The organism is Paenibacillus sp. M2, from assembly GCF_046713495.1.
In the GTDB taxonomy this organism is placed as follows: Bacteria; Bacillota; Bacilli; order Paenibacillales; family Paenibacillaceae; genus Paenibacillus; species Paenibacillus amylolyticus_B.
Window position 1 is genome coordinate 812627 of the sequence record NZ_CP169648.1, and the last position, 26460, is coordinate 839086.

General features: G+C 47.4%; 22 protein-coding genes and 1 riboswitch. Of the genes, 21 read left to right on the forward strand and 1 reads right to left on the reverse strand.

The genetic code is table 11. The features are described from left to right. Positions 1-96: 96 nt before the first annotated feature. Positions 97-2031, reverse strand: coding sequence for an amidase family protein (locus ACETMN_RS03885; RefSeq protein WP_411735789.1), 1935 nt, complete (start codon positions 2029-2031; stop codon positions 97-99). A 372-nt stretch (positions 2032-2403) separates the two neighbouring features. On the opposite strand from ACETMN_RS03885, the gene ACETMN_RS03890 reads away from it, so the two are divergent. From ACETMN_RS03890 to ACETMN_RS03990, 21 genes are all read left to right on the forward strand, one after another. Then, entirely contained in the window at positions 2404-4533 is a 2130-nt protein-coding gene (locus tag ACETMN_RS03890) for a DNA topoisomerase III (protein WP_149846270.1), read from the forward strand. Between the two features lie 162 nt (positions 4534-4695). After that, the gene (locus ACETMN_RS03895) at positions 4696-4833 is read left to right on the forward strand and encodes a hypothetical protein (RefSeq protein WP_017690703.1); all 138 of its coding nucleotides are present in this window, start codon (positions 4696-4698) and stop codon (positions 4831-4833) included. A gap of 124 nt (positions 4834-4957) precedes the next feature. Further along, on the forward strand, positions 4958-5221 hold the full coding sequence (locus tag ACETMN_RS03900; RefSeq protein WP_017690702.1) for a DUF1294 domain-containing protein: 264 nt from the start codon (positions 4958-4960) through the stop codon (positions 5219-5221). Positions 5222-5396: 175 nt separating this feature from the next. After that, positions 5397-5831, forward strand: coding sequence for a universal stress protein (locus ACETMN_RS03905; RefSeq protein ID WP_076215141.1), 435 nt, complete (start codon positions 5397-5399; stop codon positions 5829-5831). A 270-nt stretch (positions 5832-6101) separates the two neighbouring features. Continuing rightward, positions 6102-6203, forward strand: a riboswitch (purine riboswitch). Between the two features lie 193 nt (positions 6204-6396). Next, positions 6397-6882 carry a 5-(carboxyamino)imidazole ribonucleotide mutase gene (purE, locus tag ACETMN_RS03910; RefSeq protein ID WP_105602018.1) on the forward strand — a complete coding sequence of 162 codons (486 nt, stop codon included), beginning with the start codon at positions 6397-6399 and terminating at the stop codon, positions 6880-6882. Next, the gene (gene purK, locus ACETMN_RS03915) at positions 6879-8081 is read left to right on the forward strand and encodes a 5-(carboxyamino)imidazole ribonucleotide synthase (RefSeq protein WP_411735790.1); all 1203 of its coding nucleotides are present in this window, start codon (positions 6879-6881) and stop codon (positions 8079-8081) included. Before purE ends, purK begins: the two co-directional genes overlap by 4 nt. Continuing rightward, positions 8078-9376, forward strand: coding sequence for an adenylosuccinate lyase (gene purB, locus ACETMN_RS03920; RefSeq protein WP_105602019.1), 1299 nt, complete (start codon positions 8078-8080; stop codon positions 9374-9376). The genes purK and purB overlap by 4 nt, the downstream gene beginning before the upstream one ends. Positions 9377-9754: 378 nt before the next feature. Further along, positions 9755-10627 (forward strand): phosphoribosylaminoimidazolesuccinocarboxamide synthase, encoded by an 873-nt coding sequence (locus ACETMN_RS03925; RefSeq protein WP_105602021.1) that lies wholly within the window; start codon positions 9755-9757, stop codon positions 10625-10627. 555 nt (positions 10628-11182) lie between these two features. Further along, positions 11183-11428: a phosphoribosylformylglycinamidine synthase subunit PurS gene (purS, locus tag ACETMN_RS03930; RefSeq protein ID WP_017690695.1), complete on the forward strand. Its 246-nt coding sequence runs from the start codon at positions 11183-11185 to the stop codon at positions 11426-11428. Positions 11429-11432: 4 nt separating this feature from the next. Then, positions 11433-12122, forward strand: a complete 690-nt coding sequence (gene purQ, locus ACETMN_RS03935; protein ID WP_124118546.1) for a phosphoribosylformylglycinamidine synthase subunit PurQ — start codon at positions 11433-11435, stop codon at positions 12120-12122. Further along, positions 12100-14343: a phosphoribosylformylglycinamidine synthase subunit PurL gene (gene purL / locus ACETMN_RS03940; protein ID WP_105602022.1), complete on the forward strand. Its 2244-nt coding sequence runs from the start codon at positions 12100-12102 to the stop codon at positions 14341-14343. The genes purQ and purL overlap by 23 nt, the downstream gene beginning before the upstream one ends. After that, on the forward strand, positions 14328-15806 hold the full coding sequence (gene purF, locus ACETMN_RS03945; RefSeq protein WP_105602024.1) for an amidophosphoribosyltransferase: 1479 nt from the start codon (positions 14328-14330) through the stop codon (positions 15804-15806). The genes purL and purF overlap by 16 nt, the downstream gene beginning before the upstream one ends. 9 nt (positions 15807-15815) lie before the next feature. Beyond that, positions 15816-16253 carry an immunity 26/phosphotriesterase HocA family protein gene (locus ACETMN_RS03950; RefSeq protein ID WP_411735791.1) on the forward strand — a complete coding sequence of 146 codons (438 nt, stop codon included), beginning with the start codon at positions 15816-15818 and terminating at the stop codon, positions 16251-16253. A gap of 129 nt (positions 16254-16382) precedes the next feature. Continuing rightward, complete coding sequence (gene purM / locus ACETMN_RS03955) at positions 16383-17423, forward strand: phosphoribosylformylglycinamidine cyclo-ligase (RefSeq protein WP_347388609.1); 1041 nt, start codon at positions 16383-16385, stop codon at positions 17421-17423. Continuing rightward, positions 17423-18040: a phosphoribosylglycinamide formyltransferase gene (gene purN, locus ACETMN_RS03960; protein ID WP_105602025.1), complete on the forward strand. Its 618-nt coding sequence runs from the start codon at positions 17423-17425 to the stop codon at positions 18038-18040. Before purM ends, purN begins: the two co-directional genes overlap by 1 nt. 120 nt (positions 18041-18160) lie before the next feature. Beyond that, positions 18161-19708: a bifunctional phosphoribosylaminoimidazolecarboxamide formyltransferase/IMP cyclohydrolase gene (gene purH / locus ACETMN_RS03965; RefSeq protein WP_105602027.1), complete on the forward strand. Its 1548-nt coding sequence runs from the start codon at positions 18161-18163 to the stop codon at positions 19706-19708. 129 nt (positions 19709-19837) lie between these two features. Further along, positions 19838-21103 carry a phosphoribosylamine--glycine ligase gene (gene purD, locus ACETMN_RS03970; protein ID WP_411735792.1) on the forward strand — a complete coding sequence of 422 codons (1266 nt, stop codon included), beginning with the start codon at positions 19838-19840 and terminating at the stop codon, positions 21101-21103. A 719-nt stretch (positions 21104-21822) separates the two neighbouring features. Next, the gene (locus ACETMN_RS03975) at positions 21823-23160 is read left to right on the forward strand and encodes a hemolysin family protein (protein WP_341072398.1); all 1338 of its coding nucleotides are present in this window, start codon (positions 21823-21825) and stop codon (positions 23158-23160) included. 229 nt (positions 23161-23389) lie between these two features. Beyond that, positions 23390-24472 (forward strand): hemolysin family protein, encoded by a 1083-nt coding sequence (locus ACETMN_RS03980; protein ID WP_036606063.1) that lies wholly within the window; start codon positions 23390-23392, stop codon positions 24470-24472. Between the two features lie 254 nt (positions 24473-24726). Then, positions 24727-25677 carry a ring-cleaving dioxygenase gene (locus ACETMN_RS03985; protein ID WP_411735793.1) on the forward strand — a complete coding sequence of 317 codons (951 nt, stop codon included), beginning with the start codon at positions 24727-24729 and terminating at the stop codon, positions 25675-25677. Between the two features lie 14 nt (positions 25678-25691). After that, the gene (locus ACETMN_RS03990; RefSeq protein ID WP_133387405.1) at positions 25692-26297 is read left to right on the forward strand and encodes an alpha/beta hydrolase; all 606 of its coding nucleotides are present in this window, start codon (positions 25692-25694) and stop codon (positions 26295-26297) included. The last annotated feature ends 163 nt before the right edge of the window (positions 26298-26460 follow it).

The window sequence follows — 26460 nt, forward strand, 5'->3', positions numbered from 1 at the left end:
CAAACTTCATGCAGTCATGAAGATGGTGGTCTATTTCCTGAGTTAACTCGTTTTAATTCTTTGTGTTAACAGGAAATGCTTAATCCCATAAATATTTTACGGCGTAAGCTTAGGAGCTTGGCGGTGATGAGTTCCTTGTTCGTAGCTATAAGCCAGTTTGATCAAAGTTCCTTCATCAAAAGCACGGCCCAGGAATTCCATGCCTACAGGCAGACCATCGGTTGTGAAACCAGCAGGAACCGTAATCGCCGGGAAGCCGGAGAACGGACTCAAACGGTTGTTACCACCGGAGTTTTGTCCTTCGCCAATAACACCAGCGGCTTGTGTGGACGTAGGATAGATGATGGCATCCAGATTATTATCTGCCATTACTTTCAGCAAGGATTCACGTGTAACTTGGGTACGTTTCAGGACGATGTCCTTATATTCGGTAGTCTCCAGGGTTTGGCGTGCATCCCGAGCCTTCATGGATTGTTCTTGGGACTTATCAAACTCTCCGGAAGCGATGATCTCGGACAGACTGTGATATGGAGCATCTGCACCCATTGATTCCAGATAGTTATTCAGCTGGAACTTGAATTCATATCCACTAAGGCTTGGGTATTTGTTGATCTCGGCCAAGTTCGGGATAGAAATTGGAACTGCGGTAGCGCCAAGTGACTTCAATTCTTCCACAGCTGTGTTGATTACGTCAGCAACGGCTTTTTCTTCAGCTTTGGTACTTGGGATGAGTTCTGTGGCCACACCGATGCGTGCACCTTTCAACCCGTTTACATCCAAGAAATCAGTGTAGCTGGAGGGGATTTTCCCAACCGCGTAAGCTGTAGCGACATCTTTTTTGTCATAGCCGGCTGTAGCATCCAGCATGATTGCGGCATCACTTACGGTACGAGCCATTGGTCCACCGACATCCTGTGTCAAAGCCAATGGAATAATGCCTTCACGGCTAGACAGTCCGATGGTTGGGCGGATACCCACAAGGCTGTTGAAGCTGGATGGGATTCGGATTGAACCGCCAGTGTCTGTACCCATGCCGGCTGCGGCAAAGTTAGATGCAATGGCAGCACCTGTTCCACCGCTTGAGCCACCTGGATAATGGTCCAGGGCGTAAGGGTTAAGTGTTTGTCCACCCAATGAGCTGGATGTCGTGATGCCAAATGCGAATTCATGTAGGTTTGTTTTGCCCAAAATAATGGCGCCAGCTGCTTTGAGTTTCTTCACTTGTTCAGCATCGTGAGCAGGAATGGAATCTTTCAGACAGATACAGCCTGCAGTTGTCGGCATGTCATTGGTATCGAAATTGTCTTTCACCAGAATCGGAACGCCATGCAGAGGTCCGCGGGCACCTTGAGCTGTACGTTCTTCATCCAATTGCTCCGCAATTTGGAGCGCATCCGGGTTCAAAGTTAATACGGCATTTATGCTTACACCTTGATCATCGTATTTTTCAATGCGGTCCAGATATTTCTGAACCAGCTCTTTTGATGTCAGTTTTCCTTGCGTCATTGCGGCCTGGAGATCCATAATGGTTGCTTCCTCCAAGACAAACGGTTTTATGTAGTTATAAATGCGGTCTTTCAGTATGGATAGGTCATTCTCGGTAAGTACAGCGTTTGGAAGGAAGAGGGAATCGGTATAACCTTTCATTAACCCTGCGGTATTTAATGCACCAACAGCACCTGCGAAAGTGGCTTCATCCGGGACATCCTTAAATGATTCGGTAGTCGAATCCAGCTTGAGCCATTGTTGCAAGGCAACCGCAGCATCTTTACGTTGTACGGTTGTGCCGGAGAATTTGTCCATGGTAAAAGGAACACCTGCAAGTGTTGCCGCTTCTTCCATGGCCTGAACAAATGCTGCCGGAGTAACAGGCGCTTTTCCTTTGGATACAGCAGCTACTATTGTTTTACTCGTAGGCGTTGCCGTTGCGGCTGATGCCGAAGGCACCGTTCCTCCCCATGTTGTGGCAACAACAGCTCCCGCCAGTAACAAAGCCCCACTTTTTTTCAATACAGATCCATGATAAGTCATGCATCCACTCTCCCTTCCTGTGTCTCATTGATGTGTGCTAGCAGCGATTCTGTTTCTATGCTTTTGACACATTGTATAGTCATGTGAGGTAATCTTACAATGTTTATATTTATCCAAAAAAACGTATACATCAATATTGATCAGTATAAAACCTTATTCATGCTTCTATTTACGTGAGCTCAGGAAAACTATTAATTATTATAATGTGAGTAAATATGACATCTGTTCGATATATTGATTAAAAATGAGGTTACAGGATACGAGTAGATTAGGAAGTAGAGATGACAGAGCATACCTTTCGTGTGAAATGATATAATGAAAAGATAGGAATAAAAGAGACATAACGTTCTACCAGAGAGGAAGAGATATGAATTGAAGACATTGGTACTCGCAGAAAAACCGTCTGTGGCACGCGAAATAGCCAGAGTTATGGGTGCACGTGATAAACATAAAAGTTATATGGAAGGCCCAAAATATATTGTTACCTGGGCGCTTGGACATCTGGTTGGATTAGCTGAACCGGAGGATTACGACAAGAAGTATGCAACATGGAATCTGGAGGACCTGCCAATTCTGCCAGAACGTACGAAACTGAAGGTACTTAAAGAGACCAACCATCAATATAAAGCCGTGCAGCAGTTGATGAAACGACAGGATGTGGGCGAGTTGGTCATTGCCACGGATGCGGCCCGTGAGGGAGAATTACTGGCCCGTTGGATCATGCAGATGGCGGGGTGGAAAAAATCGTTCAAACGTCTGTGGATTTCGTCCCAGACAGATAAGGCGATCAAAGACGGATTTGCTTCGCTGAAGCCAGGCAGTCAGTTCGACCGTCTCTATGAATCAGCACGTTGCCGGGCCGAGGCCGACTGGATGATTGGACTTAACGTGACCCGTGCGCTAACCGTTCGTTTCAATGCACAGTTGTCTGCTGGACGGGTCCAAACTCCGACCTTGGGCATGATTATGGATAGAGAAAATGAAATTAATGGGTTCCGCTCGCAGGAATATGAGACGTTAACGGCAGATTTGGGCGATTTTCAGGCTGTTTGGCGGGCAGCAGGGGGAGATTCACGCATTTTCAACCCTCAAGAAATGCAAGAATTGAAGAAGCGGGTAGACGGGCGCAAGGGCACGATTGCTCAGGTGAAGAAAAGTGAGAAAGTAGAGCCACATCCACTGGCATATGACCTGACGGAACTGCAACGGGATGCCAATCGGAAATATGGTTTCTCGGCAAAGCAAACATCAAATGTCCTGCAACGTCTGTATGAACAGCACAAACTTGTGACGTACCCACGTACGGACAGCCGGTACCTGACTGCCGACATGACAGCTACATTGAAAGAACGTCTGGACAGTGTAGCCATTGGACCTTATGCGTCTCTGGCACGTCCTTTGCTGCGCAAAAATCTGAATATCACCAAACGTATTGTGGATGACAGCAAAGTGACCGATCACCATGCCATTATCCCCACGGAGCAAACGGTACTTCTGAATCAATTGAACCCGGAGGAACGCAAATTGTACGATCTGATCGTACGTCGTTTTATCAGCCTGTTCTATCCGGCAGCGAAGTACGATTCCGTTGCAATCACGGTGCAGGTGGGGAATGATTCCTTCCATGTCAAAGGTACAACGGTGAAAGAAAGCGGATGGCGTGAAGTATACGGCGGCGATTACAGCGATGATGACGATGACCGTACTGATGATGCAGCAGACCATGAGCGTGCGCTTTTGCCAGATGTGCAGCAAGGACAGTCCGTGACGGTTCAGCGTTGTCATATTAAAAGTGGACGGACGATGCCGCCCAAACGGTATACCGAAGCTGCTTTGCTTTCCCAGATGGAAAAGCATGGACTCGGTACTCCGGCTACACGTGCGGATATTATCGAGAAGCTGGTCAGTTCCGATACAATAGATCGTCAAGGCAACAGCATGCACCCGACTGGCAAAGGAAAACAGTTGATTGAACTGGCTGCTCCGCAGCTTCGTACACCGGATCTGACTGCTCGCTGGGAGGCTGAGTTGGAACGAATTGCACGTGGGCAAGGGAAACCAGGACCGTTCCTGGATAGTATTCGTTCAATGGCGAAAGAGCTGGTGTCTACGGTAAAAGGCAGCAAAGCAGAGTACAAGCCACATAATGTGTCCAATAGCCATTGCCCGGACTGTAACGCACGGTTGTTGGAGAAGAAAGGCAAGCGAGGCAAGTTTCTTGTATGTCCTACCGAGGACTGTGGATATCGTCGTTCGGCAGAGAAAAGATTGTCCAATCGTCGTTGTGCGCAGTGCCACAAAAAGATGGAAATCAAAGAAGGCAAGGCGGGGTTATACGTACAATGTCTACCTTGTGGTATTACAGAAACGTTGGATAAGGACAAACAGCATGTGAACAAACGCGATCAGCAAAAGCTGGTAAAACAATATGCGAAACAGGAGTCTATTGGGTCTAACCTTGGAGATTTGCTGAAGGCGGCTATGGAGAAAAAGGGAAAGTAACACGCTTGAGGTAGTTGAGGTCGTACCTCGTGCACTACGAACCATGTGAATAATTTACTTATTTACTCCAAATAAACTGATTGAGACTTTTCTATTCATACTTGTAAAGTCGTATAAGATCCTCCGTTTTCAGGCAACGTAAGCCAAGGAGGTGATACCTATATGCCGCATAACAAACCAGAGAAAATCCATAACCAGCAAAACAAAGACAGTATTCGGGAAGAGAGTATCGCTGTGCGCCCGGACAAAGCAGCCAAAAGAGCACCAAGTCTGAACGGTATTCCAAAACAGGAGTCCTAGGTCAGGGCGATGTAGCATTTTACACAAATTTGCGGTTCCCTACCTGGTGCGTTGAACATGTCTCTGATGAGGACTATAATGGAGACAGGGAGATGTCCCGGGACAGGGGGATCGCTAGAATTATATGCAAACCGGACTTATATTGTGGTTTTTATTTATTAATGTAGTTGGTTATCTGGTGATGTCGGATGATAAGAGGCGTGCACAACAGCGTCGTGACCGTACACCTGAACGAACGTTATTCTTGCTTGCGTTTATTGGCGGTGCTTTGGGAGTCTGGATCGCGATGTATCGGAAAAGGCATAAGACCAAACATCCCAGCTTCACCATTGGCATTCCGTTGTTGTTGTTCCTGAATGCGGTAATCTATGGTTACTTTATTCAATGAACACTTGAAACACACGCGTAATCGTTCACAGGTTTCATATGTAAATTCTTTCGTATAAATGGTTCATTGTGGCTCCGGAACGTTTAAGAAGTTATATGCTTATGTTAGTTTATTGGATGTTAGACCGAAGCTTGCTTCGCGTGCTCTACATATATAAGGAAGGGACGGGATTCACATGTTATTTTCTAAAATATTAGTGGCTTATGATGGTTCCAAAGCTTCAAATAAAGCACTTGATCGTGCAATTGAGCTAGCCAAAGTGTCCCCGAATGCTGTACTGGATGTCATTCATGCTTTTGATTTCCCGCGTGTATTCATCGGTGAGGGGTTGGCGCCACTGCCACCTTCACTTAATAATGACTACTACAATCTGGCGGTGCAAACGACAGATGAAGCGAAAGAACGAATTCAGGCTGCTGGTGTAACGGCCAATGTGGATCTGATTCAAGGGGCGGCAGCCGAAGTGTTGCTTGATTTTGCCAAAGAAAATGATTCTGATATCATTATTATTGGTAGTCGTGGACTTGGTGGAATTCGGGAATTTGTCCTGGGTAGTGTCAGTCACAATGTGGTGCAGCATGCTCAGGTTCCAGTACTTGTCGTAAAATAATGGATGAAGTGTGCACGCACTGAAAAGCAGGGAGCCGGTTGTCTTCGAGAGATTGAAGAGGAGCCGGCTTTCTTTTATGGGATGAAATGGATGGCTGAGCGAATTCAAAGAAGCAATTCCCGAACATTATATTTGTCAATATGTTAAATGTTCGTCTTTAAGTTGACATTAGCTGTAGGGGATTGTTAGAATGTTAGATGTGTCGATCAGGTAAGAATAAGGTCGAGTAGGAACGAAATATGTAATAAGAGATTACAAAAATGAACGAAGATAGTTTGATAGATATTTGCTCGTATAACGCCGGGAATAGGGCCCGGAAGTATCTACCCGGGAACCGTAAATTTCCGGACTACGAGGAGATACGGCTGAGAGTCGCATGCAACCAGATGCGGACAGCAAGCCCCCTTTTGGCATGCCCAAATGAGGGATACGTATTTCTTAGAGTCCGGTGTCCGGAGAAAATGTGATGTTTTCGCGGGTAGCGGATTTTTTCATTTCACACGTAAAATGAATTCATTAATACCTGATGTAATCAAAAAAGCTCAGACGGGAGTTGGATGTATTCATGTCACTGCAAGTCGCTGTAATTATGGGCAGCAAGTCGGATTGGGAAACGATGAAACATGCGTGCGAGGTGCTGGACGAGCTGGAGATTGGTTATGAGAAAAAGGTGGTCTCCGCCCATCGTACACCGGATTTGATGTTTGAATACGCAGAGCAAGCAATTGATCGAGGATTCAAGGTGATCATTGCAGGTGCAGGCGGGGCAGCACATCTACCCGGTATGGTCGCTTCCAAAACGATGCTTCCAGTCATTGGCGTACCGGTTCAATCCAAAGCATTGAACGGTCTCGATTCCTTGTTGTCCATTGTTCAGATGCCTGGTGGTATTCCCGTCGCAACTGTAGCGATTGGCAAGGCAGGGGCAACGAATGCCGGATTGCTGGCAGCTCAGATGATCGGAGCTTTTGACCCGGATGTCCAACGTCGCTCTGAAGCTCGCCGAGAGCGTATCAAACAAGAAGTACTCGAAAGCAGTGAAGAACTATGAGTAGAATAGGGAATCAATCCGGTACTGCTGGAGAACTACAATATGTCCTGCTGCCTGGGAAAACAACCATTGGCATTCTTGGAGGCGGACAGCTCGGGCGTATGATTACGCTCGCAGGAACGGCAATGGGGTATCGATTTGTCACCCTTGATCCCGCTGCGGATGCACCTTGTGGTCAAGTTGCTCGTCAGATTGAAGCAGGATATGACGATGCCAAAGCTGCACTTGAACTGGCTCAGCAATGCGATGTTATTACGTATGAATTCGAAAATGTGGATGCAGAAGTCGCTGGGCTGCTTGAACGTGAGTCCTACGTTCCGCAAGGAAGTGCGTTATTGTACACCACACAACATCGATTACGTGAAAAACGTGCAATTGAAGCCGCTGGAGTAAGAGTCGCGCCTTATCGTGAGATCACGAGTGCGGATACGATGCTTGCTGCTGTAAGTGAACTTGGCGTGCCATGTGTACTGAAGACGGTGACTGGAGGTTACGATGGCAAAGGCCAGCGTGTAATTCGAGAAGCGAATGAGGCTGTGGCTGCCTACGAAGAGCTTGCCGCTACAGGTGCGGAACTGGTGCTGGAACAATTCATCAAGTTCGAATGCGAGATTTCGGTCGTTGTTGCGCGCAGTACCAATGGGGAGATCAAAACGTTCCCGCCAGCGGAGAACATTCATGTGAATAACATTTTGCATGCTTCCATTGTACCGGCTAGAGTTGCCGCAGATATCCAGATTGAAGCTCAAAAGCTGGCAGCAGCGGTTGCAGAATCGATGAAGGCTGTCGGGTTGCTAGCTGTGGAACTGTTTGTGGCGGCGGATGGAAGACTGTACGTCAACGAACTGGCGCCAAGACCGCATAATTCCGGTCACTATACGATGGAAGCTTGTGCCACTTCTCAGTTCGAACAACATATCCGTGCGATCTGCGGATTACCACTTGGGGACACTTCGTTATTGAGCCCGGTCGTTATGGTCAATGTGCTTGGAGAACATCTGGAAGGCATTATCGCCAGAACAGGGCAACCTGATGCAGAAGCGATAGAACTCGGTGTGATTCCCAAGCTTCACATATATGGTAAAACCGAAGCGAAAACAGGACGTAAGATGGGGCATGTGAATCTGCTTTGTCAGGATGTTGAAGAAGGATTGCAATGGATTGAACAAACTAACCTCTGGAGGAATACAAATTCATGATTGAACGTTATAGCAGACCTGAAATGAGAGCCATCTGGACCGAAGAGAACAAATTCCAATCGTGGCTGGAAGTTGAAATTTGTGCATGTGAGGCTTGGGCCGAACTGGGTGTAATCCCTAAGGAAGAAGCAGCATTGCTTCGTCAGAACGCATCTTTTGACATCGACCGCATCTATGAGATTGAAAAGGAAACACGTCATGACGTTATCGCATTTACACGTACGGTATCTGAAAGTCTGGGTGCGGAGCGGAAATGGGTGCACTACGGACTGACTTCCACAGATGTCGTGGATACGGCTCTGGGTTATGTACTGCGTCAAGCGAATGAGATTCTGGAAAAGGATATCGTGAATTTCATTGAAATTCTTCGTGAAAAAGCACTGGCTTATCAGCACACACCAATGATGGGACGTACACACGGGGTGCATGCGGAGCCAACAACATTTGGTTTGAAAATGGCGTTGTGGCATGAAGAGATGAAACGGAACCTGGAGCGTTTCCGTCATGCAGCAGACAATGTACAATACGGCAAAATCTCAGGCGCAGTAGGAACATACGCGAACATCGATCCGTTTGTTGAAGAGTTTGTCTGCGAGAAGCTGGGCACAAAGCCAGCGCCAATCTCGACTCAAACATTGCAACGTGACCGTCACGCAGAATATATGGCTACACTGGCGTTGATCGCAACGTCCTTGGACAAGTTTGCTACAGAGGTACGTGCACTGCAGAAGAGTGAGTTCCGTGAAGTGGAAGAAGCTTTTGCTAAAGGTCAAAAAGGATCTTCAGCAATGCCGCACAAGCGTAACCCAATTGGTAGTGAAAACATCTCTGGCTTGTCCCGCGTCATTCGCGGACATATGGTATCGGCATACGAGAACGTAACGCTCTGGCATGAACGCGACATCTCACATTCTTCCGTAGAACGTATCATTCTGCCGGATGCAACGATGTTGCTGAACTATATGCTGAATCGTTTTGGTAACATCGTGAAGAACCTGACGGTATTCCCTGAAAATATGAAACGTAACATGGAGCGCACCTACGGGGTACCATTCTCCGGTCGCATCATGACAAAGCTGATCGACAAAGGTTTCAGCCGCGAGCAAGCATACGATACCGTTCAACCACGTGCGATGCAAGCATGGGAAGAACAACGTCAGTTCCAGGATATCGTGAAATCCACACCGGAAATCACCGAAGTGCTGAACGCAGAAGAAATCGCAGATGCATTCAACCCGTCATGGCACTTGAAGCACGTAGATACCATCTTCAAAAAGCTCGGCTTGAACGATTAATATATAACTCCCATAAGGCTATAGCGCAGAATGATGGTTTTGCAGGGAACGCAGAGGACAGAAATAAGCTGAAGAAGCGAACCTAAACGTTTCTGATAGAAAGCTACTTCGGAAGCATACGCTGCGCCTTTATCAAGCTTGGAACAAGTTTTTCTAACTAAAGTATAGGTTGATTATGTGTTCACGCTGGAACGGAGAAGGTAGAAAAAACCTGGAGAAACGAAGTGTTCGCCTTTATTCCCGGATTTTAACCCTTTGAAAGTAAGATTAAAAAATCCGGGAATAACAGCGATCGAAAGGTTGTTCTGCATTCGGAGTGGCCCGCGTGATGAGGGGAATTGAACTTATATTTTACATCTCCTGAAAGAAGGTGAGCCCATGGCACTGTCCACTGCGGCAGATCTCGTTAAAGCACCTCTGTTATATAAAGGAAAAGTACGTGAACTGTACGATCTGGGTGAACATTTTCTGATCGTGGTTACCGACCGAATCTCGGCTTTTGATTACGTGCTGGACCCGGCAGTTCCCGAGAAAGGAAACGTACTGAACAAACTCAGCAGTTTCTGGTTTGAACTGACAGGCAGCATGATGGAGAATCACGTGGTTCATACCGATGTGAATCAATTGGGTGATCTCGTCACAGACCCAGAATTGCTCAAAGACCGCATCATGGTAACCCGCAAAGCAGAACGCATTGATATTGAATGTGTTGTGCGTGGATACATCACTGGTGGTGGATGGAGACAATACGAGACGAGCGGTGAAGTGAATGGCATTAAACTGCCTGACGGACTTCGCAAGAACGCCAAACTCGAAGTTCCCATTTTCACCCCGGCAGCCAAAAACGATGTTGGTCATGATGAAGACATCCCAATGGATCGCATGAAAGAACTGGTGGGAGACGCACTCGCAGTTGAGCTTCAGGAAAAAAGCCTGCGACTGTACGAATTCGCCCGTGATTACTGTGATCAGCGTGGTATCATTCTGGCAGACTGCAAATTCGAGTTCGGTATCGTGGATGGCAAGGTCATCCTGATTGACGAAATCTTCACGCCAGATGCTTCACGCTTCTGGGCCAAAGAGAATTATGAACTCGACATCGAGATTGACAGCATGGATAAAGAGCCAGTGCGCACCTATCTAGCTGGAACCGATTGGGACAAGAACAGCAAACCTGATCCACTCCCGCAAGAGGTAGTTGAAGCAACAACCGCAAGATACGTCGATATTTATAATCGTTTAACGAAATAATAAAGTTTAACGTTTGAGCGCGAGCTACGGGGAAGTTTGGCTTTCGATCGCTGTTGCCCCCGGAATGTTTTGATTGAATCCTTTTTTTCAAAAGGAAACATTCCGGTTGCAAAGGCGAACGCTTCGCTTCTCTAGCTCAAATCTTTCCCTCCGCCAGTGTTCAAACTGGTGGGTGAGGCAATTAAAGAACAAAGACTTCTATTAAACAGGAAGTCTATAAATAGTAAAACAGTATAGTTACTCATGTAACGTAAAGACCATTCACCGTTTCCACGTAATGGTCAGTCTAGACCATTACACACCGTGCAATGTAAAAGGTTTAGGCCTTTAAAAAAACGTCGCATGGACTAGCGGAGGGGCGGAATTGTTCTTAAAGGAGCGAAGCGTTCGCCTTTGTCCCCGGGTTTTGACCGCAAAGCGGGCCAAAACAATCCAAAAAACCTGGGGACAACAAGCGACCGGAAAGAACAATCCGCCCCGGAGCAAGCTCCACACCCCTTTTTTAACAGCATAAAGCATTTATCCCGTTCATTACTGAGGAGGAACATAAGGATCATGATCAAAGCAACCGTATATGTCACTATTAAACAAAGCGTACTCGACCCGCAAGGCGTAGCTGTTCAAGGAGCCCTGCATTCAATGGGATTTAACGAAGTGGAAAGTGTACGGATCGGTAAAGTCATGGAACTGAACCTGGATACAACAGATCGTGCGGAAGCGGAGAAACGTTTGAAAGTCATGTGTGAAAAGCTGCTGGCCAACACCGTTGTTGAAGATTACCGCTACGAATTGGAGGGTTAATCTCATGAAATTTGCAGTTCTTGTGTTCCCTGGCTCCAACTGTGACATCGACTGTTACAAGGCAGTGGAAGATGCGATTGGACAAGAGGTTGATTATGTATGGCACACGGCTACAGATCTTTCGGCTTATGATTGTATTTTGGTTCCGGGTGGTTTTTCTTACGGGGACTACCTGCGTTGTGGAGCGATTTCCCGCTTTGCACCGGTAATGAACGAGGTAGCGAAAGCTGCTGAACAAGGTAAATATATTTTGGGTATTTGCAACGGATTCCAGATTCTGACGGAAGCAGGATTGCTTCCAGGTGCATTGATTCGTAATACTTCCCTGAAATTCCGTTGTCACGATACGGTATTGAAAGTGGCGAATGCAGATACACCATTTACACGTGATTATGCACCGGGCGAAGAGATTATCATCCCGATTGCTCACGGTGAAGGCAACTATTATTGCGACGAGGAGACGCTCGCGAGTCTGCAAGCGAACAACCAGATCGTATTTACGTATGGTACGAACCCGAATGGTTCCCTAGGTGATATCGCGGGAATCTGCAACGAGGGTGGAAACGTGGTCGGCATGATGCCGCATCCAGAGCGTGCAGTGGATTCACTGCTAGGTTCGGAAGACGGCAAACGTATGTTTACATCTATTTTGAAAGCATGGAGGGATCGGCATGACGCAGCAGCTATCCGCTAAGGAACCGACAGCAGAACAGGTCGCAGAACATAAACTTTACGCACAAATGGGCGTGTCTGACAGCGAGTATGAGCTGATCTGTGAGTTCATGGGCCGCAAGCCAAACTACACGGAAATTGGTGTGTTCAGTGTAATGTGGTCCGAGCATTGTGCTTATAAAAACTCCAAGCCATTGCTGCGCCGTTTCCCAACCACTGGACCTCGTGTCCTGATGGGACCTGGTGAAGGTGCCGGTATCGTGGATATCGGTGATAACCAGGCCGTTGTATTCAAAATTGAAAGCCACAACCATCCTTCCGCGGTTGAGCCTTATCAAGGTGCGGCAACAGGTGTGGGCGGCATTATCCGTGATATTTTCTCCATGGGTGCAAGACCGGTAGCAATACTGAACTCCCTGCGTTTCGGTAAGCTGGAGAGTGATCGCGTTAAATATTTGTTCGAACATGTGGTAGCGGGTATTGCTGGATACGGTAACTGTATCGGTATTCCTACCGTTGGTGGCGAAGTGATGTTTGATGAGAGCTATGAAGGCAATCCGCTGGTTAACGCGATGTGTGTGGGTCTGATTGATCATGACAAGATCCAGCGCGGTGTAGCTAAAGGTGTAGGTAACCCAGTCTATTATGTTGGGCCACCGACAGGCCGCGATGGTATTCATGGAGCAACCTTTGCATCGGTTGAACTGACGGAAGAATCCGAGTCCCAACGGACAGCGGTTCAGGTCGGTGACCCGTTTATGGAGAAACTGGTGATGGAATCTTGTCTGGAATTAATTGACACGGGCATCGTGCTCGGAATTCAGGATATGGGTGCTGCGGGGCTGACATGTTCGAGTGCAGAGATGGCAAGTAAAGCGGGTAACGGTCTGGAACTGTATCTGGATCAGGTGCCACAGCGTGAAGAAGGCATGACCCCTTACGAGATGATGTTGTCTGAGTCCCAAGAACGGATGTTGTTCGTAGTTGAGCCGAAGGATGAGGCGCAGGCGATGGAAATCTTTGAACGTTGGGGCGTAATCTGTGCCAAAGTTGGTAAAGTAACGGATGACGGCCGTCTGAAATTGATCCACCACGGCGAAGTGGTCGGAGATATGCCAGTAACGGCACTGGTTGACGAATGTCCAGTGTATGACAAACCTTCATCTGTACCTGCCTACTACGAGCAAAGTGCTTCTATCGACACGCTTCGTTACGACGAAGTGTCGGATCTCGGCGGAGCGCTGAAACAAGTGCTGGCTTCACCAACAGTAGCAAGTAAAAAATGGATTTATGATCAATACGACTACATGGTGCGTACAAGCACTGCCGTTCGTCCAGGTTCGGATGCGGCTGTAGTTACGATTCGTGGCACACGCAAAGGTCTCGCAATGACAACGGACTGTAATGGTCGTTATGTGTACCTTGATCCTGAAGTTGGTGGACGGATTGCCGTAAGTGAAGCAGCGCGTAACATTGTATGTTCCGGTGCTGAGCCGCTGGCGATCACGGACAACCTAAACTTTGGTAACCCGGAGAAGCCGGATATTTTCTGGCAAATGGAGAAAGCGGTAGACGGTATGGCGGAAGCTTGCCGTGTGCTGGATACGCCAGTAATCGGTGGTAACGTAAGTCTGTATAACGAAAACGCCAAAGGCTCCATCTATCCAACGCCAGTGGTCGGTATGGTAGGTCTCGTTCATGATACGGATCATATCACGACACAAGCATTCAAATCCGAAGGTGATGTGATCATCCTCCTCGGTGAGACAAAAGCTGAACTAGGCGGCAGCGAGCTGCAATACGCGGTTCATGGTCAGACGGAAGGTCGTCCACCAGAACTGAATTTGCAAACGGAAAAAGCGTTGCTGGGAACCGTGCTGGAAGCTATTCAATCCGGTCTCGTTCGCTCGGCACATGACTTGTCTGAAGGTGGCTTGGCTGTAGCACTCGCAGAGTCTTGTATCAGCGGTAACGTAGGAGCACAGGTGAATGTGGAGACTGCACTGCGTGCAGATCACGCCCTGTTCAGTGAGAGTCAATCCCGTATCTTGTTGTCGGCTACGCCAGAGCAAGCGGGTAAACTTGAAGCATTTGTACGTGAGCGTGGTGTACCTGTAGCTGTGATTGGACGTGTAGAAGGAAGTAACCTGACGATTGAACTGAACGGAACATCAGCCGTGAGCGAACCTGTAGGAGGTTTGGCTCAGGTCTGGGAGGATGCGATTCCATGTCTCATGAACTGATGACAGGACCGTTGTGGACAGGCGATTATTATAATGAAGGGTCCGGCAAGGAAGGACTCGACAAACTGAAGGAAGAATGCGGCGTGTTCGGGGTGTACAGACACCCTGATGCGGCTTCGCTCTCCTATTATGGACTGCATGCGCTCCAACATCGGGGCGAAGAAAGTGCAGGCATGTGTGTGAGTGATGGCAGCCAGTTTAACTATCATCGCGGCATGGGTCTGGTGAAAGAAGTGTTCACCAAAGATCTGATGCAGACGTTGACCGGGGATATTTCCATTGGACATGTCCGGTATTCAACAAGTGGTGACAGTAAACTGACGAACGCACAGCCACTGGTATTCAAATACCGTGATGGCGATTTGGCAGTAGCAACCAACGGTAACATTGTAAATGCACCAACGATCCGCCGTGAGCTGGAGCAGAGCGGTTCCATTTTCCAAACAACAAGTGATACCGAGGTTATTGCGCATCTGATTGCACGTTCCTCCAAAGGGCTTGTGGAAGCGGCAAAAGAGGCATTCCAGCGCATTGTTGGCGGTTATGCGTTTCTGATCATGACCAATGACAAGCTGCTCGTAGCTTCCGATCCACACGGACTTCGTCCGCTCACGATGGGAAAACTCGGAGATGCGTATCTGTTTGCATCCGAGACGTGTGCGCTGGAAACAATTGGCGCAGAGTTAATTCGTGATATTGAACCCGGTGAACTGCTTGTGCTGGATGCAGATGGACTGCATGAAGATCGCTTCGATCATCACAAACACCGCAAGGCATTATGTGCGATGGAATATATATATTTTGCTCGTCCGGATAGTGATATGAATGGTGCGAACCAACATGCTGCCCGTAAACGGATGGGAAGCCGCATGGCGATTGAGTCGTTTGTGGATGCGGACTTGGTTACGGGGGTACCAGATTCCAGCATCTCGGCGGCGATTGGATATGCTGAACAGACAGGTATTCCGTATGAGATGGGTATGATCAAGAACAAATACACCGGACGTACGTTTATCCAGCCAAGCCAGGAATTGCGGGAGCAGGGCGTGAAGATGAAGCTGAGCGCTGTGCGTCGCGTTGTGGAAGGCAAACGTGTGGTTATGATTGACGACTCCATCGTACGGGGAACGACCTCCCGGCGGATCGTGAACATGCTGCGTGATGCAGGAGCAACGGAAGTTCATGTACGCATTACATCGCCACCTTTCAAAAACCCTTGTTTCTATGGCATTGATACACCGGACAGCCGCGAATTGATCGCCTCACAGCTGTCGGTGGAAGAAATCTGTCGTGAAATTAATGCGGACTCCTTGGAGTTCCTCAGTCCCGATGGACTGATTGCATCCATTCAGGGAGATAATCAGGATGATCCCAAGGGCGGGCTTTGCCTCGCATGTTTTGATAATGATTACCCAACCCGCCTCGACTTTGGCGGCGAAGAAAAATTCGGTTGCAGCTGTTAATGCATGCGGATGAGAAAGAGTTATAACGAAGGTGACGTGTTCCTGATTCCGATGAAGGATGGCCGATTTGCGGTATGCCAGGTGGTATGCGCACTTAAAGGTCGTTTTAAAAAGACATTTTCGTTCGGCGTGATGAGCATTCAGCGTGACGAAACCGAAAAGTTGGAAGATGGCGATTTTCTCTTCTATTCTTTTGGGAACCGTAGAAGCAACGTTATATTCACTTCTCCGGCCAATATCCGAAACGGATCGTGGAGGATCGTGGGTAATACACCTTTGACGGCCGAAAAGGAAGAACTGAAAGTGTTTCAGTGTGCCGGACATTTATACTGCGGTGATGAGTACATTCGTAACCTTCCGATAGAAGAGTATAGTCAGTTTAATACGCTCGGTGTGGCCGGGTTTGAATTGGTACAAAACCATCTGTTAGAGATGGAGCAAGGATAGGTAGGTTGGACTTAACATAGACACGATAAAAGCTGGAGATAACGGCAATCGAAAGGTTGTCCAGTCATCGAAGAGGTACGTGTTAATACGCTGGTTCAATTTTTATAAGATACGAAGGGTGTGATGGTTGTGTCCGAAGCATATAAAAAGGCCGGCGTCGATATCGCGGCAGGTAATGAAGCGGTTGAACGGATGAAAAAACACGTGAAGCGTACCTTCCGTCCGGAAGTGATGACAGATCTGGGTGGATTCGGTGCCCTGTTCGGTTTGAACAAAGATAAATACGATGAGCCTGTACTTGTATCGGGTACGGATGGCGTAGGCACCAAGCTGAAGATTGCATTTGCCATGGACCGTCACGATACCATCGGAATTGACGCGGTAGCCATGTGTGTGAACGACATTGTGGTACAGGGTGCAGAACCACTCTTCTTCCTCGACTATCTGGCATGTGACAAAGTCATTCCTGAGAAGATCGAAGCTATTGTTGCGGGTATCGCTGAAGGCTGTCATCAATCGGGTTGTGCGCTGATTGGTGGCGAGACGGCAGAGATGCCGGGCATGTACAGTGAAGGCGAATACGATATTGCCGGATTCACGGTGGGCATCGTGGACAAAGCAAAGATCATCAACGGCACAACCATCGCCCCTGGCGACACTGTGATTGGATTGGCCTCTAGCGGTGTACACAGTAACGGATTCTCGCTGGTACGCAGACTTTTGTTGGAAGATGCGGGACTTGATCTGCATGATGAAGTAGCGGAACTGGGCGGTAAGCTGGGGGATTCCCTGCTGGAACCTACGAAAATCTATGTTAAACCCCTGTTGTCCCTGCTGGAAAAGGTAAAAGTAAAAGGCATGGCACACATTACAGGTGGTGGCTTCATCGAGAATATCCCACGTATGTTGCCGAGCAACGTGAATGTGGATATTGACTACGGCTCTTGGCCGATCCTGCCGATCTTCAACCTGTTACAGGAAAAGGGATCTGTCTCGAACCGTGACATGTTCACCACATTTAACATGGGTGTTGGGCTTGTACTGGTCGTTAATGAAGCAGATGCAACGGAAGCACTGCAACAATTGAAAGCATCTGGTGAAGAAGCGTACATCATTGGCCGTGTTACTGAAGGAGATGCGCGAGTAACCTTCACGGGAGCGGATGTTTAATGGCGAACTACCGCATAGCTGTATTTGCCTCGGGTGAAGGGACCAACTTTCAGTCATTGGTTGATGCAGTACGAAACGGTGGGCTGAATGCATCCGTGGATCTGCTCGTGTGTGATAAACCGTCTGCACGTGTTGTGCAGCGGGCACAGGATGCAGGCGTGGATTGTCATCTGTTTACTCCGAAAAATTATGCTTCCCGTGAAGCTTATGAGGCAGAGATCGTGGAAGTGCTTGAATCCAAAAAGATCGACTTGGTCGTTCTTGCGGGATATATGAGATTGCTGACTTCGGTTGTGGTGGATCGTTACGCTGGGCGGTTGATTAACATTCATCCGTCCTTGCTGCCGGCATTTGCAGGCAAGGATGCGATTGGACAGGCTATCGAATACGGTGTGAAAGTTACGGGTGTGACCGTGCATTTTGTGGACGGAGGCATGGATACTGGACCGATTATTGCCCAGCATCCGGTTCCCATTTTGCCAAAGGATACGCCTGAGTCAATCAGCCGTTCCATTCATGCGGCCGAACAGCAGTTATACCCCGAAGTGGTATCTTGGTTCGCTCAAGGTTTGGTTCAATTGAATGGGCGTCACGTCACTGTTAACAAACCGGTTTGATACCACTTATATAACAGAAGTCGAAAATTGGTACGCATTTTGTGATATTTCTCGGGAAATAAATCGGCTGTGTTTCGTCAGGAAACGCGAAGCCATGGGACATTAAAGGAGGAGCATATTGTGAGTATCAAAAGAGCGCTGGTCAGCGTATGGGATAAAACAGGCATCGTGGACTTTTGCCGCGAGCTGTCGCAAATGGGTGTGGAGATTATTTCGACAGGAGGTACAAGCAGCCTGTTGTCGAAGGAAGGCGTACCTGTCATCGGAATTTCGGATGTGACCGGATTTCCGGAAATTATGGACGGACGTGTCAAAACATTGCATCCGGCAGTGCATGGTGGGTTGCTGGCTGTTCGTGACAGCGAAGAGCATAAGCGCCAGATGGAAGAGAACGGACTGGATTATATCGACCTTGTTGTCGTGAACCTGTACCCCTTCCAAGATACTATCGCTAAACCCGATGTGACGTACGAAGATGCGATCGAGAACATCGATATTGGTGGTCCTACCATGCTTCGTTCTGCTGCCAAAAACCATGCTTTTGTTAGTGTCGTTGTTGACACAGCAGATTACGGCAAGGTGCTTGAAGAAGTTCGCAGCAATGGAGATACCACTCTCGAAACACGCAAACGGCTTGCGGCAAAAGTGTTCCGCCATACAGCGGCTTACGATGCAGTTATTTCTGACTATCTCTCCAACCTGAACGGTGATCCGTTGCCAGAGCGTCTAACGGTTACTTACGAAAAACTCCAGGATTTGCGTTACGGCGAAAATCCACACCAGCAAGCGGCATTCTACCGCAAACCGCTGGCTGCTCAAGATACATTGACAACAGCCGAGCAATTGCATGGCAAAGAGTTGTCTTACAATAACATCAACGATGCGAACGCAGCATTGCAGATTGTCAAAGAGTTTGAAGAACCGGCTGTTGTCGCGGTTAAACATATGAATCCATGTGGCGTGGGCATTGGCGCAAGTATCTATGAAGCTTACAGCAAGGCATATGCTGCAGATCCAACGTCTATCTTTGGTGGCATTGTGGCAGCGAACCGCATTATCGACAGCGATACAGCATCTAAATTGAGCGAGATTTTCCTGGAAATCGTGCTTGCTCCTGACTTTACACAAGAGGCTCTCGATATCCTGACGAAGAAGAAAAACATTCGTTTGCTCAAAACAGGTGAGTTGAATGCTGCTCGTAAACGGGAGAGCCAATTCGTGGTTACGTCCATCGACGGCGGCATGATCGTGCAACAGTCTGATGTTCACTCCATTGAAGCGAGCGAGCTGAACGTGGTTACGGATCGTGCGCCATCGGAAGAAGAACTGAAACAGCTGTTGTTTGGCTGGAAAGTAGTTAAACACGTGAAATCCAACGCGATTGTACTTGCTGCGAATGATATGACGGTAGGTGTGGGCGCTGGACAAATGAATCGTGTGGGTGCAGCCAAAATTGCGATTGAGCAAGCTGGCGAGCAAGCAAAAGGTGCTATTCTGGCATCGGATGCGTTTTTCCCAATGGGTGATACGCTGGAACTGGCAGCAAAAGCCGGAATTACAGCGGTGATTCAACCTGGTGGTTCGATCAAAGATGAAGAATCCATCAAAGTAGCCAATGAATACGGAATTGCCATGGTCTTCACAGGCGTTCGTCACTTCAAACACTAGAGCAAAAAAGATTTAATAAGGGGTGTCGCCAGTCATACTTATGACTTATGGTACACCCCCTCTTTTTTAGGTTGTTCAATACGCAGTAGCGTAACAAATCCAGTTATGCACGGAGGGGGAACAGAGCGAATGGATATTCTGGTAGTAGGCGGCGGTGGCCGGGAGCATGCAATCATCTGGGCGCTGGCGAAGAGTCCAAAGGTAGACAAGATTCACTGTGCACCGGGAAATGCAGGTATTGCTCAGCTCGCTGAGTGTCATGCCATTGCGGTAAATGAATTTGATAAACTAACGGCTCTTGCTGTAGAGCTTAAAGTGGGATTAGTGGTTATTGGTCCAGATGATCCGCTGGCAGATGGGATCGTGGATGCATTTGATTCGACAGGTATTCCGGTATTCGGACCTCGTCGCAATGCAGCAGAGATCGAAGGAAGTAAAACGTTCATGAAGGACCTGCTGCAAAAGTACAACATTCCAACCGCAGCCTATGAGAAATTCGACAACTACGAACAGGCTCAAGCATACCTGAATGAGCAAGCGATTCCGGTTGTCATCAAGGCAGATGGACTGGCAGCGGGCAAAGGTGTGACGGTAGCTTATTCCCGTGATGAGGCTGATCAGGCTCTGCGCAGCATCATGGTGGAGAAGGTATTTGGTGAAGCGGGAGCCAAAGTGATCATCGAGGAATTCCTCGCAGGGCAGGAAATGTCCATTCTGGCCTTTGTTGATGGAGAGACGGTTCGTCCGATGGCCGCAGCACAGGATCACAAACCTGTATTCGACAATGACCAGGGGCCAAACACAGGCGGTATGGGTACATACTCACCATTGCCACATATCCCTGCATCCATTATTGAAGAAGCCGTGGAGACGATCATCAAACCAACGGCCAAGGCAATGGTATCCGAGGGGCGTCCATTCCAAGGCGTATTGTTTGCCGGGTTGATGATCTCGCCGGATGGCAAACCCAAAACGATTGAGTTCAATGCACGTTTTGGGGATCCGGAAACACAGGTTGTATTGCCACGTCTGAAGAGCGACTTGTTCGATATCTTCTGGGCAACCGTTCATGGCAAGCTGGCTGACATTGAGATTGAATGGAGTGATGAAGCCGCAGTATGTGTGGTGCTTGCTTCAGGAGGATATCCGGGACCTTATGCCAAAGGTGTAGTCATTGAAGGACTGAACCAAGTAGATGATGCTGTGGTATTCCACGCAGGTACAGCGCGTAGTGAAGCGGGAGACTGGGTTACGAATGGTGGACGAATCCTGGGCGTAGTTGGCCTTGGTACGGATATTGCCGAAGCTAGAAACAAAGCCTATGCACAGGCGGAGCGTATCCGTTTTGATAGTAAACATCAGCGGACAGACATTGCTGCCAAAGCACTCGTATAGAATAAATACAAGAGCCCGTAAAGATCTATACCGAAAAGGTATTTGCATCCTGCGGGCTCTTTGCTGCGTATACAGATGTATCTTGTGTAAACGGCCGGACTCGTCCATACGAGAAAGCCTTGGGAAAGACGCAAATTAGGAGTGGATCAGGATGATCACGCATGTTTAACGCTCTAAACTAAAGGGTAGTATTTTTATAAATTGGACTATACTAAACATGTGAAGATTATCACATTATGAGGTAATAACCATCATATTATAGAAAGTACGTAACATACATAGAGACTAATTTGTGAACATTATACTGTAACCTTGTTCCAAACCATAACGTGCAACTGGATGGTTGAGCGGGAAACATGGTATACTTTTCGGAAACAGGAATGAGTAAGAGGGGAGGTGGATATCTATTGGGTAGGCGATATTGTAAATTGTCCAAATGGCGAATCTAGGTGGAGTTAAGCGAGGAACAATTGACAGCATGAGGGGTAAACCCGATTTGAATGAAGAAGTTTCTGCAAGTCATTGACTTCATCTTGAATTCCTGTTTTGTAATTTTACAAGGTCATACGTAAGACTTATACAAAAATTATCATTGAAATCGATTTTATATAAGGCAGACGTCGTTGTTGTAAGACTAACAGCTGATGAATGGTTAACACAGTTAACGGATCACGCTGTAACTATCTCTGGAGGTGAATCCCTGAGAATCGGGGAAATCATTGGACATAATTACCATATTGAATATCGCTTTACTTATTATCTTGATTGCATTGACTGCATTTTTCGTAGCATCGGAGTTCGCTGTAGTCAAAATTCGTACATCAAGAGTGGATCAACTGGTTGCGGAAGGCAATAAAAAGGCTGTACTCGCCAAAAAAGTTGTCTCGGACCTGGATTATTATCTGTCAGCCTGTCAGCTCGGTATCACGGTCACTGCTCTAGGACTGGGAGCACTCGGAAAACCGACGGTTGAGAGATTGTTATACCCGGTATTCAATTATTTAGACGTACCTGCTTCGATCTCATCCATTGCTTCCTATGCGATTGCCTTTATCCTCGTCACGTTTTTGCATGTGGTTGTTGGTGAGATGGCACCCAAAACATTGGCGATTCAGTTTTCGGAAAAACTGACGTTATTACTCTCGCCGCCTCTATATTGGTTTGGTAAAATCATGTACCCATTCATCTGGGCGCTTAATGGAACCTCACGTGTTCTTCTGCGAGGATTCGGTGTAAAGCCTGCCAAACATGATCAAGCCTACTCGGAGGACGAGATCAAAATCATCATGAACCAGAGTTATGAAGGAGACGAGAACAACAAGACCAAGCTTTCATATCTGGAAAATGTATTTGTGTTCGACGAACGTGATGCCAAAGACATCATGGTACCTCGTACAGAACTGGTGACATTAGATCAGGATATGACCTATGACGATATTATTCCTATATTGGATGAACATAACTATTCACGTTACCCTGTCATCGAGGATGGGGACAAGGATCGCATCATCGGCGTTGTGAATGTGAAAAAGATTTTGCCTGACATGGTAGCCGCAAGATCATATCAACTAAGCGAGTTCGTTCGTGAGATCCCATTCGTTTCCGAAGTTACAAGTATCCAGGATGCGATGATTAAAATGCAGCAGGAACGTGTACACATGGCCGTGGTCGTGGATGAATACGGCGGTACCTCGGGTATCATTACGATGGAGGATATTCTGGAGGAGCTAGTTGGTGAGATTCGCGATGAATTCGATGCCGATGAGGTGGCCGATATTCAGGAGACCGGAGAGAATCAATATCTCATTAATGGCCGGGTACTTTTGGATGAAGTGGAGCGGCAGTTCGGGCTTAGCTTTGAAGGAAACGAAGAGATGGATACCGTGGCCGGATGGATTCAGTACCAGAAGGGTGTAGGTGTGGAAAAAGGCGACACGGTAGAACACGGCGATTATGTCTGGACTGTTGTGGATACCGAAAATTATCACATCAAACAAGTTCTTCTGGAACGAGTGAGCGGCGCGCAGGTTGAGGAAGCTGCAAGCGATCTGGCGTAATCTTACCCGGAAATTTTTTAAATTTAAATGTTTTTGCGATAACGGAGAGGACAGAATAGACTGAAGAAGCGAAGCGTCCGCCTTTATCCCCGGATTTTCCCCTTTTATATAAGGATCTAAAAAATCTGGGGATAACAGCGTTCGGAAGGTTATTCTGTCATCGGAGTGGTCTGAGCAACCTTAATATAAATTTTACTTGGAGGTGAATCCCTCAACCTGAGGGAAATCATTGGACGGAATAATAGCCTTGAATTTATTTTTAGTAGCCGTATTTATAGGTCTGACAGCCTTTTTCGTTGGAGCCGAATTTGCAATTCTTAAAGTACGGATGTCCCGAATCGATCAATTGATCTCTGAAGGGAACAAAAAGGCAGTACTGGCCAAAAAAGTGGCGCACAACCTGGATTATTATCTGTCGGCATGTCAATTGGGGATTACCATCACGGCGCTGGTATTGGGAGCCTTGGGTGAACCTACCGTTGAGAAAATGCTGCATCCGTTGTTTGAACGAATGGAAGTGCCGGCGGCGTTATCTACCGTGCTTTCCTATGGTATTGCTCTGGCGATAATTACGTTCCTGCACGTGGTTATTGGTGAATTGGCACCGAAAACACTGGCGATTCAATTTGCAGAGAGAATGACGCTGTTGCTGGCACCACCACTGTACTGGTTCGGTAAAATCATGAATCCATTCATCTACGCGCTGAATGGAGCTGCTCGTCTGTTGCTTGGCATATTTGGTGTAAAACCTGCCGGGCATGATACCGTTCACTCCGAAGAAGAGCTGAAGCTGATTATGGCACAGAGCTACGAGAGTGGCGAGATCAACCAGACGGAGCTGGACTATCTCAAAAACATTTTTGCTTTTGATGAGCGTCTGCTTCAGGAGATTATGATTCCAAGAGATAAAATTGTTACTCTGAATAAGGAAATGCCGATTGATCAGATCATTGAGACGCTAAATCGACATGAATACACGCGATACCCTGTCATTGCAAATGGGGATCAGGCTCATTTTGTTGGCTTTATTAATACAAAAGAAATGCTGACGAGTGTGGCTGCGGGCAGAGATTTCAATATGGAGACATTTGTTCACAATACGCCGAGTTTTTCCGAGCGTTCTCCAATTAAGGATGTACTGATCCAGATGCAGCAGAGCCGTGTACACATTGCCACCGTGAAAAACGAGGCAGGTGCTACGGTAGGTATGGTTACGATGGAGGATATCCTTGAAGAGATTGTCGGAGACATCAAGGATGAATACGAGCATAAAGATTTGGTGAATCCACCCAAAAGAATGAAACTGGTTTAATAAGCAGTAATACAAAAGTAATAGAGGAATACGAAACAACCTAATCAATCTTTATAATGCTAAGCAGGTTCCCGGAGTGATCGGGGCCTGCTTTTTGTATTCAATCTTAATTTTAAAATAAAAGCTTGCATATTGAGGTCCAATGGATTAATATAAATTTAAAGAATCTTAAATTAAAGATAAATAACAAAGAACAACAAATAAAAGAAGCAAAAACAACCTATGATACAACTAAAACCAAGGGAGTGGAGATTATGTTCAGAACTTCAGGAATTCATCATATTACAGCTTTTGTTGACGATGCACAGAAAAACGTTGATTTTTACGCAGGTGTGTTGGCGCTCAGACTGGTGAAAAAAACAATTAACTTTGATGCACCAGACGTGTATCACTTGTATTATGGGAATGAGCAGGGTGCACCGGGCACAATCATTACCTTTTTCCCACAGCAAAATTCAAGAAGAGGTGTCATTGGTTCCGGTCAGACTGGAGTTACCGTATATGCGGTTCCTGTAGGAAGCCTGCCTTTCTGGAAAGAACGTCTTGCTTCCTTTGACATTCCATATGAAAATAAAACCAGATTTGGTGAGCAGTACATTCGTTTCTTCGACAAAGGCGGTCTGTTGCTTGAACTGGTTGAGCGTGAAGGCGGTCAGCCAAGCAACTGGAGTTTCAACGGTGTGACACCGGAGCATGCCATTAAAGGATTTGGCGGAGCTGTATTGTTCAGCCACGTTCCTGAAAAAACCATGGACGTCCTGGTGAGCAAACTGGGTCTGGAGCAAGTCGGTGAAGAGAACGGACTCCTTCGTCTTCAGGCAAGTGGCGATATCGGTCAGATCATCGATATTCAGTCCACAGGCATCCAACGCGGGATTGGTGGATCCGGAACGGTTCACCATATTGCATGGCGTGCCAAAGATTACGTGGAGCATGAACAAATTCAGCAGGATCTTGAACAATCCGGATATCATCCAACGCCAGTCATTGACCGTCAATACTTCAACGCTGTGTATTTCCGGGAGCCGGGTGGTATACTGTTCGAACTGGCTACGGATCCTCCGGGATTTGCACGGGATGAACCAGCAGAGAGCATGGGTGAGAAACTGATGTTGCCTGAATGGTATGAACCACAGCGTGAGCAGATTGAACAATTGTTGCCACGAATTGAAGTACGTGAATGGAAAGGAGAGTCCAAATCATGACCACAACCAATACAATGAAACATATCTATAAAGCAGGTGCTCAGCCGGATGCGCCAACAATCCTGTTGCTTCATGGCACAGGCGGAACCGAGAATGATCTGATCGGTCTGGCGGAGATGATCGCACCAGGAGCTGGCATACTTGGGGTGCGGGGTAATGTATCGGAGAACGGGATGCCCCGTTTCTTCCGCCGTCTAGCCGAAGGTGTTTTTGATGAAGAAGATCTGATTGCTCGTACGGCAGAGCTGGGATCTTTTGTCGATGCAGCTGCGGTGGAATACGGTTTCGATCGGTCCAACGTGTATGCACTGGGTTACTCTAACGGGGCCAACATTGCGGCAAGCTTGATCTTCCATCAAGCAGATGTATTCAAAGGTGCAATTCTGCATCACCCGATGGTACCGCTGCGCGGACTGGAACTGCCGGATCTGAAAGGTCTGCCTGTGTTCATTGGTGCGGGCGAGAACGATCCGATCGTACCAAGACGTGAAACGGAGGAACTTGCTTCGCTACTGAGCGGTGCAGGTGCCGATGTAAACACACATTGGGAGCGTCAGGGTCATCAGTTGACTCGTACCGAGGCAGAAGCCGCGGCAGCTTGGTTTAAGACACAGGCGTAAATTGGGTGGATAGACGGTTATGAAACGTATAGAGACAGCCTGATCGAGAAGATCGGGCTGTTTTTCCTTTTTATTTTGATCATCTTTAGGAAGAAGAAATGATTGACTGGTGTTATGTAACCGTTACTAACCGGGTAAACATTTGAATGTGTGGTAGATAACC